Here is a 6,267-nt window from a genome sequence, read left to right on the forward strand (position 1 = left end):
TGGTTCAGCACCACGGGCCCGCCGCTGGGGTCGCCGAGCTCCCGGTCTCCTGGCGCGCCGAGCGCTCGGAGCCGGGACGGTCGTCAGCTCCGGCCGGAGTCCTTGTCGGCGTTCTTGCCGGTGTTGTTCTTGCCGGTGTCGTTCTTGCCGGTGTCGTCCGAGGAGTAGTCGAGGTGCTCGTGCTCGAGACGCAGCTTGCGGCCCTGGTCGACGAGCTTCTCCTCCTTCTTCTCCTTCTTGTCGACCTGGCGGGTGTCGCGCGGCGGGAGCTGGATGGACTCCTCGGCCTTGATCCCGCCCTGGAGCTGGCGTCCGCGCTCGACCTCGGCGTCGATCTCCGCGCCCAGCAGCAGCACGTTGTTGATGATCCACAGGCCGAGCAGCAGGATGATGACGGAGCCGATGATGCCGTAGGTGGCGTTGTAGGACGCGAAGTTGGTCACGTACCAGGTGAATCCGGCTGCGGCCACGGCCGCCACGACCAGCGCGACGATGGAGCCCATGCTGATCCAGCGGAACTTGGGCTGCTGCACATTGGGGGTGAAGTAGTAGAGCACCGCGATGAGGAGGACCGCGAGGATCACGACCACCGGCCACTTGGCGATGTTCCACACCGTCACGGCCGTGGTGCCGAGGCCGACGAGGTCGCCGACCCACTGGGCGATGCCGCCGGAGATCAGCACCATGAGCATGATCAGCACCACGATGAGCACCAGCATGAGGGTCACGAGGATGTTCATCGGCCGCAGCTTCCAGACGGGCCGGCCCTCCTCCACCTCGTAGATCCGGTTCATGGCCCGGCCGAAGGCGCCCGTGTAGCCCGAGGCGGTCCACAGCGCGCCGACGATGCCGGTGAGCAGGGCGAGCCCGGCGCCGGTGCCGGTGGTGAGGTTGTTGATGGGCTCCTCCAGCAGCGTCACGAGCTCGGGCGGCGCGGCGCCCTCGAGGAAGCCCGTGATCGCCTGGGTGGTGGCCTGCCCCTGACCGAAGACGCCGAGCAGGGACACGATGGCGAGCAGCGCGGGGAAGATGGAGAGCACCGCGAAGTACGTCAGCGACGCGGCGAGGTCGGTGCAGTCGTCCTTGGAGAACTCGGACAGCGCGCGCTTGGCGACGTAGCCCCACGAGGGCTTGCTCATCTCGGTGGGGCTGTCCGGCTTGCGCGGGTCCTCCGGGTCGGGTGCGGTGCGCTCCTTGGAGCGGCTGTCCTGACTGGTGTCCTGGGCCATGCTGCGTCCTTCGCGGTCGGCCGCCGGATGCGGTGCACGAGCTCCGCATCCGGCGGCGGGGCGTGTGGGGGATGTCTCGTGGATCAGTGTACTGACGAATTGGCCCCGTGAGGGACAATGGAGGCGGCGGACCACCGGCCCGCCGCCCACCGCACCCCACCAGGAGGTCCTCCGTGCCCACCACTCGGCGCACCGTGTCCGCGGAGGTCGACTTCGTGTCGGAGACCGACCACCTGGCGGTGTTCTCCCTGGCGGCCGCCCGTCCCGGGGACCGCGCCCGCCCCGACGAGCGGCTGAGCCTGCACGTCGACGGGGCCGAGGTCCCGCTCGAGGAGGCGGAGGACCTGCACGGGACGCGGCTGCACCTGGCGCGGGTGCCGGGCGGCGCGCGGTGCACGGTCGCCTACGCCCTGGAACTGGTCGGTCCGGCGGCTCCGCCGCCGCCGGGGGAGTCCGTCGACGTCGTCCGCTACACCCGGCCCAGCCGCTTCTGCCCGTTCGACGAGATGGCCGGCACCCCCGACGCCCTCTTCCCCGGGGCCCGCGGCGGCGGCTACGGGACGCTCCAGCGGGTGCGGGACTGGGTGCACGAGCACCTGGACTACGTGGCCGGCTCCTCCACGGCCACCGACACCGCCGTGCACACGTTCCTCACCCGGCAGGGGGTGTGCCGGGACTACGCGCACCTGCTGATCACCCTGCTGCGGGGCCTGGGGGTGCCGGCGCGGCTCGTGTCGGTCTACGCTCCCGGGCTGAGCCCCATGGACTTCCACGCGGTGGTCGAGGCGTGGCACGACGGCGCCTGGTACGTCCTCGACGCCACCGGGCTGGCCCCGCGCACCGAGTTCGTGCGCATCGCCACGGGAGCGGACGCCTCCGAGACGGCGTTCCTGACCACGCTCGAGGGAGAGATCACGCTGGGGGAGATGCGGGTGTCCGCGGAGTCCACCGCGTCCGCGCCGGAGGATCCGGACGCCCGGGTCGTCCTCCCGCTGTAGGACCGCCCGTGGGCCGGGTCAGAGGTCGTTGACGGCTGCCCGCAGCCGGTCGGCGAGGCGGGTGAGGATGCGCAGCTCCTCCGGGTCCAGGCCCGCGGACATCAGCTCGTGGACGTGCACCCGGAACTGCTCGGCGATCTGCACCTGCATCTGCCGGCCCCGCTCGGTGAGCCGGATCCGCAACCCTCGCAGGTCCTGCGGGTCCTGCCAGCGGTGCACCAGCCCCTTGAGCTCGAGGCGCTCGAGCATCCTGCTGAGGCTGGACTGGGTCAGCAGCACGTACTCGTTGAGCTCGTTGAGACGCATGCCGGTCTCGTCGGCGCGGGAGAGGTTGAACAGGACGTCGTACTCGCGGGCGGAGAGCTCCGCGAACTCGGGTTGGCGCTGGAGACGCCGCATGACCGTCACCTGGGCCCTGAAGAGGGCCTCCCAGGCGTCGGCGCTGTTCTGCACACGATCTGTTTCTCTGCGGGTCACAGGACAATGCTACGGCGCGGTTACATGGGCGCACCGGTCGCGGGTGTCCCCCTTTTCGGGGGGTGCCGCGCCGGGGGCCCCGGTGCGCCGCCCGCACCGGGGCGGGGATCCTCGGTGTGACCAGCGGCGATGATACCGCCCTCCCGTCCGTGCGGCGGACGCGGAGAACCTCCTCCACAGTATTTTCAGAAGCAAATGTCCACGAAAGAGCGCACGGTGACGGATGTCACGCCCGGCGCGGTCCTCCGGCCGCCCGCGGCTCCGCGGCCAGCGCCGTGATCCGCTCCTCCCGTCGCCGGTGCCGATCCTCCCGGCGGGCCTCCACGAGCCGGTACAGCACCGGCACGAGCACCAGGGTGAGCAGGGTGGAGGAGATCAGCCCGCCGATCACCACCACGGCCAGCGGCTGGGAGATGAAGCTGCCCTGGCCGGTGATGCCCAGGGCCATGGGCGTCATGGCCAGGATGGTGGCCAGCGCCGTCATGAGGATGGGCCGCAGCCGGCGGGTCGCCCCCTTCTCGATGGCCTCCTGCAGGGCCATGCGGTGTTCCCGGCCCCGGTACTGGTTGATGAGGTCGATCAGCACGACCGCGTTGGTCACCACGATGCCCACGAGCATCAGCGCCCCCACCAGTGACGCGAGCCCCAGCGGCACGCCGGAGGCCAGCAGCGCGAGCACGGCGCCGGTCGCGGCGAACGGGATCGAGACGAGCAGGATCAGCGGCTGGACGAGCGACTTGAAGGTCGCCACCAGCACCACGTAGACGATCGCGATCGCGGCGAGCACGGCGAGCCCCAGTTGCCGGAACGTGCTCTCCTGCTCCGTGGCGGCTCCGCCCAGCTCGGCCGAGGCGCCCTGCGGGAGGTCCAGGCCCGCCAGCGCGTCCCGGACGTCGGCGCTCGTGGCGCCGAGGTCGGCGCCGCCCGGGGTGACGGCCACGGTGGCGGTGCGCTGGTCGTTGCTCGAGGTGATGGTCTCGACCGTGAGAGCCTCCTCGACCTCGGCCAGCTCGTCGAGCCGGACCGTCCCGTCCGCCACCGGCACGGGCAGGGACCGCAGCGCGTCGACGTCCTCGACGGCGCGGCCCTCGCCGATGGTCACGGCCACCGAGTCGGCATCCAGGTCGATGGACCCGGCGGGGAGGGGGTTGACGGTGCCGGCGAGCGTCCCCGTGACCTGCTCCTCGCTCAGCCCGCGGCCGGCGGCGGCCGCCCGGTCGACGGTGACCACGACGGTGGGCTGGGTGGCCGCGAGGTTGCTCGTGACCTGCCCGGCGGACTCGAGCTCCCGCACGGCCCGCACCACGGCGTCGTCGGCCTCCGCCAGCGTGGCCTGGTCCGGGGCGCTGACGGAGATCTCCACGTCGTTGCTCGTGAACCCCTGGGCGCCCTGCACGGAGAACTCCCCGGCGCCGTCCAGGCGGTCGAGGCGCTCGCCGACGGTGCGGCGCAGCCGCTCCTGGTCCACCGCGGCGTCCGTCGTCACGGAGAAGGTGGCGCTGTTGGTGCCGCTGCCGGGCAGGAACGCGGAGAAGCCGCCGCCGGGCCCCATGGTGACCTGGACGTCCTCGATGCCCTCGGTCCGGTCGAGCACCTCCTCGGCGCGGCCCGCCTGTTCGGAGGTCACGGCGAGCGCGGTGCCGGGCGGCAGGTCCTGCTCGATCGTCATGGTGTTCTGCCCCGTGTCCCCGAGCAGGTTGGTGGGCAGCACCGGGAGCAGGGCGGCCGTGCCGCCGAGGACCAGGACGCTCACCCCGAGGGTGGCCCACGGGTGGCGCTGCGTGCCGCGCAGCACCGGGAGGTACCCCTGGGCCAGCCGGGGCGGCGTCCCGGCCGCGGCGTCGGTCGCGCCGTCGGCCCAGGGTGCGGAGCGCCCCTCCGGTGCCCGGTGGGACCGCCGGGCGAGGCGGGGGTCCCGCAGGAACCAGTAGGCCAGCACGGGCACGATGGTCAGGGACACCACGAGCGAGGACAGCAGCGCGATGGTCGTGGTGAGGGCGAAGGGGCGGAACAGCTCGCCGGTCACGTCGCCCACGAAGGCGATGGGCACGAACACCGCGACCGTGATGAGGGTGGAGGCGGTGATCGCGCCCGCGACCTCGCGCACGGCGGTGAGGATGGCCCGGCGCTTCGCGTTGGCGGGGTCGACGCGCAGGTCGACCGTCCCGTAGTGGCGCTTGATGTTCTCGATCACCACGATGGAGTCGTCCACGACCCGTCCCACGGACAGGGTGATCGCCGCCAGGGTCAGCAGGTTCAGCGAGTAGCCCAGGGCGTTGATCCCGATGAACGTGGCGAGCAGGGACAGGGGGATGGAGATCGCGGTGACCAGCGTGGAGCGCAGCGACGCCAGGAACACCAGGATGACGAGGACGGCGAACACGAGCCCGAGCAGGCCCTCGACCGTGAGGTCCTCGATCGACTGCTCGATGTAGGGGGCCTGGTCGAAGACCGCGGTGATCTCGGCGCCGTTGCCGAGGTCCGCCTCGAGCTCGGGGATCATCTCCTCGACCGCCTGCGAGATCCCCACCGTGTCCCCGTCCGGGGTCTTGGTCACGGACAGCGCGAGGGTCGGCTCCCCGTTGGTGCGCGTGATCGAGGTCTGCTCCTGCTCGGCGAGCTCCACGGTGGCGACCTCGCCGACGGTGGTGACCCCGGCGTCGTCGGGCGCGTCCTCGGGCAGGGGCAGGGGGACGTTCGCCACGGCCTCGAGGGAGTCCAGGGGGGAGCCGGCCTGGACGGGGAGCGTGGTGGAGCCGTCGTCCACGGTGCCCACGGGCACCAGGCCGCCGCTCTCCTCCAGGGCGGTGCGGATGTCGGCCGGCGTCGCGCCGGCGCGGGCGAGCTCCGCCGGGTCCGGGAGGATTGAGACGACCTGGTCGGGGGCGCCGCTCACCTCGGCGGAGCGCACGCCCTCGATCCGCTGCAGGTCCGGGACCGTCAGCCGTTCGAGGTCGGCGGCGAGCGGGCTGAGGTCCTCGTCGGAGGACACGGCCAGGAAGACGATGGGGAAGTCCGCCACGGACCCGGCGAAGGCGGTGGGCTCGACGTCGTCGGGCAGCTGCGTGCGCACGTTGGAGATCGCCCGCTCCACCTGGTTGCGGGCCCGGTCCAGGTCGGTGCCGTACTCGAAGCCGAGCTGGATGTTGGACAGCCCGCTGCGCGAGGTGGAGGTGGAGCTCTCGAGGCCCTCCACGATGTTGAGCGCCCGCTCGAGGGGCCGGCCCACCTGTTCGTCGACGATCTCCGCGGACGCGCCGGGCATCGCCGAGACCACGCTGATCGCGGGGATCTCCAGGGACGGGATGAGCTCCTGCTTCATGGAGCGCATGCTGAGCACCCCGAACAGGGCCACGAACAGCGTGATGAGCACGATCAGGGCCCGGTTGGCCATCGACGCGCGGGCAAGGGGAAACACTCGTGCTCCTCGGGAGGGATCGGTCGACGGCGTCCCGGCGGGGCCGGGGCGCACGCCCCTCAGCGTACCGCCGCGTACCGACAGGCCGACGGGGTCCGCCGGGGCCGGCGGCCCGGGGGAGCCGGACGACGACGAGGCCCCGGAC

4 protein-coding genes are annotated in these 6,267 nt (G+C 72.2%); 1 reads left to right on the plus strand and 3 read right to left on the minus strand.

What is annotated here, in order from left to right; translation table 11 throughout:
* Positions 1–83: 83 nt before the first annotated feature.
* Positions 84–1,229, minus strand: a complete 1,146-nt coding sequence (locus ACFU0Y_RS16390; RefSeq protein WP_380215735.1) for a YihY/virulence factor BrkB family protein — start codon at positions 1,227–1,229, stop codon at positions 84–86.
* 173 nt (positions 1,230–1,402) lie between these two features.
* Between ACFU0Y_RS16390 and ACFU0Y_RS16395 the strand changes: the two genes are divergently transcribed.
* Positions 1,403–2,227, plus strand: coding sequence for a transglutaminase family protein (locus tag ACFU0Y_RS16395; protein WP_380215737.1), 825 nt, complete (start codon positions 1,403–1,405; stop codon positions 2,225–2,227).
* Between the two features lie 18 nt (positions 2,228–2,245).
* Here the strand turns inward: ACFU0Y_RS16395 and ACFU0Y_RS16400 are convergent, their stop codons facing one another.
* The gene (locus tag ACFU0Y_RS16400) at positions 2,246–2,704 is read right to left on the minus strand and encodes a MarR family winged helix-turn-helix transcriptional regulator (protein ID WP_380215739.1); all 459 of its coding nucleotides are present in this window, start codon (positions 2,702–2,704) and stop codon (positions 2,246–2,248) included.
* A 226-nt stretch (positions 2,705–2,930) separates the two neighbouring features.
* Positions 2,931–6,122 carry an efflux RND transporter permease subunit gene (locus ACFU0Y_RS16405; protein ID WP_380215741.1) on the minus strand — a complete coding sequence of 1,064 codons (3,192 nt, stop codon included), beginning with the start codon at positions 6,120–6,122 and terminating at the stop codon, positions 2,931–2,933.
* Positions 6,123–6,267: the final 145 nt, after the last annotated feature.

It is taken from the genome of Kocuria sp. NPDC057446 (assembly GCF_042802875.1).
Lineage (GTDB): Bacteria > Actinomycetota > Actinomycetes > Actinomycetales > Micrococcaceae > Kocuria.